The sequence below is a fragment of the Streptomyces sp. NPDC037290 genome (assembly GCF_055603245.1).
On the sequence record NZ_JBVJVZ010000127.1, the window covers coordinates 1 to 1,646 of the forward strand.

The window sequence follows — 1,646 nt, forward strand, 5'->3', positions numbered from 1 at the left end:
CGACGGAAGATGACCTCGGCGCACCGCAGGGCCGTCGGAGCTCTGCTCGGGATCACCGCGGTCAAGAACGCCTGCAAGTTCTAGGAGCACTCCATGCTGATCGCCCTTGCGGCACTGCTCGCGCAGTTCGCGGTGATTCTCACCCATCGCCGGGTCAACAAGGTCCGCACCCGCTCTGACCCTCCCGTGCTGTACACCGTGCTCAGCCTGTTCGGGATCGTAGCCGGCTGGCTCAGCATCGGGCGCCCGGAAATCACCTGGTCCACAAGCGTGCTCGTGCTCCTCAGCGGCCTGCTCATCACAGCCGAAGCAGCTGACGCCACAGCGAAGCTTGGAGCCCCCCGCTGGGTACCGAACGCTGTATGCGTCCTGTGCGGAGCAGCCTCCACCACCTGGCTGCTCTCAGAGCCACTTCCCTACCTCTGACCACCCCCCCGGCCCGCCGCACATGCGGCGGGCCGGCTTCATTTGCGGCGGGCGGAAGCATCCTCCAGTTCGAGCCGTGCTAATGCGAGCGGAGTCCTAGGCGGGTTTTCAAATGATCTTGCCTGGTGGAACATTTGAAGTCACCGTCGGGGCAGGCCTGCTGCCTGGGCGAGGAAGAGGACAACGCCGAACTGCCGAAAGCAGTCTGGCACCGGTCTCCGTGCACGTTCCGGTTTCCGTGCGGCCGAGCTGTGAGCGCCCGGCACGGCTCCGCGTCTCAGCTGTCCCCTGTCAGAGGGCTGTGGACCACCGTTCCATCGCGTGCTCGGCGAGGAATCGGACCGTGCGGAGATCAGCAGCAAGGTCCCTTGCTTCCCGGCTGTAGGGCGCGAGGAGCGGCAGCCCCTTCGGGCCACCGCCTTCCTTCATATGAACGATCCTGTTCCTGATGCCGTACACGCGTGGGGAGACATCGCTGCGGTAGTCATGACCAGCGAGGAGTCCGCCGGACGCATCGCTTGCAAGCGCCTGGACGTGCTGGATGACCTGAGTGCTGCTCATCGTCGCGAAGAGGTCGCTGTAAGACAAGAGATGTGCGAGTTGCTGCGGTGTCACGACGGAGTCGATGACGGTGTCCAGGGCATGAGGACTGCGGCGGGATCACGGTACGAGTCGTCGAGGCCGAGGATGGAACCCTCACGCTCTTGAAGGCACCGGACTGGGGCGGTTCCGTGAGCGTCACCTTCGACCTCACCTGAGGTCAGCTCACCGGGCGAGGGCGTACAGCACCAGGGCCTGCTTGGTCATGAAGCATTACTGCACCAGCGCCGAAGAGAGACGTCGGCCCTGGCGGCGACCGCCCTCATGCCGTTCGACGACTTCTGCGCGAGGGCGAGTCGTGTCCAGACTATGTACTGTCAGCTGGCTGGTCGTCCTGCCATACCCCTCGACCCGCGGTATCGGGGGCGTAGATGCTGCTACCGCCGGGATATGCGCAGCCGTCATTCGGTATAGCGGTCCAGGGGTCCTCCTCTGTGAGGGTGACCGCGGTGGCCTTCCCGTCGAGCGGTCCGCCGTGCAGTTCGACTGTGATCGTCACGATGTTGTCGTCGCTCATACTGCTCACCTTCCCCGATAGGTACAGACCAATGAGGATGGCTTGCCGATCCGCTGGGTGGCCGCCTGACGCAGACGGCTCGTCATTTTGACTGCCAGCCCGA

At 64.5% G+C, this 1,646-nt stretch carries 3 protein-coding genes; 1 reads left to right on the plus strand and 2 read right to left on the minus strand.

Features of this window, described 5'->3' with window-relative positions:
• The first annotated feature begins 93 nt into the window (after positions 1-93).
• Entirely contained in the window at positions 94-426 is a 333-nt protein-coding gene (locus tag ACZ7HQ_RS45340; RefSeq protein ID WP_030593127.1) for a hypothetical protein, read from the plus strand.
• A gap of 291 nt (positions 427-717) precedes the next feature.
• Here the strand turns inward: ACZ7HQ_RS45340 and ACZ7HQ_RS45345 are convergent, their stop codons facing one another.
• Both ACZ7HQ_RS45345 and ACZ7HQ_RS45350 read right to left on the minus strand, forming a co-directional pair.
• Positions 718-1,041, minus strand: a complete 324-nt coding sequence (locus ACZ7HQ_RS45345; RefSeq protein WP_030593123.1) for a hypothetical protein — start codon at positions 1,039-1,041, stop codon at positions 718-720.
• 292 nt (positions 1,042-1,333) lie between these two features.
• Entirely contained in the window at positions 1,334-1,543 is a 210-nt protein-coding gene (locus ACZ7HQ_RS45350) for a hypothetical protein (RefSeq protein WP_078652206.1), read from the minus strand.
• Positions 1,544-1,646: the final 103 nt, after the last annotated feature.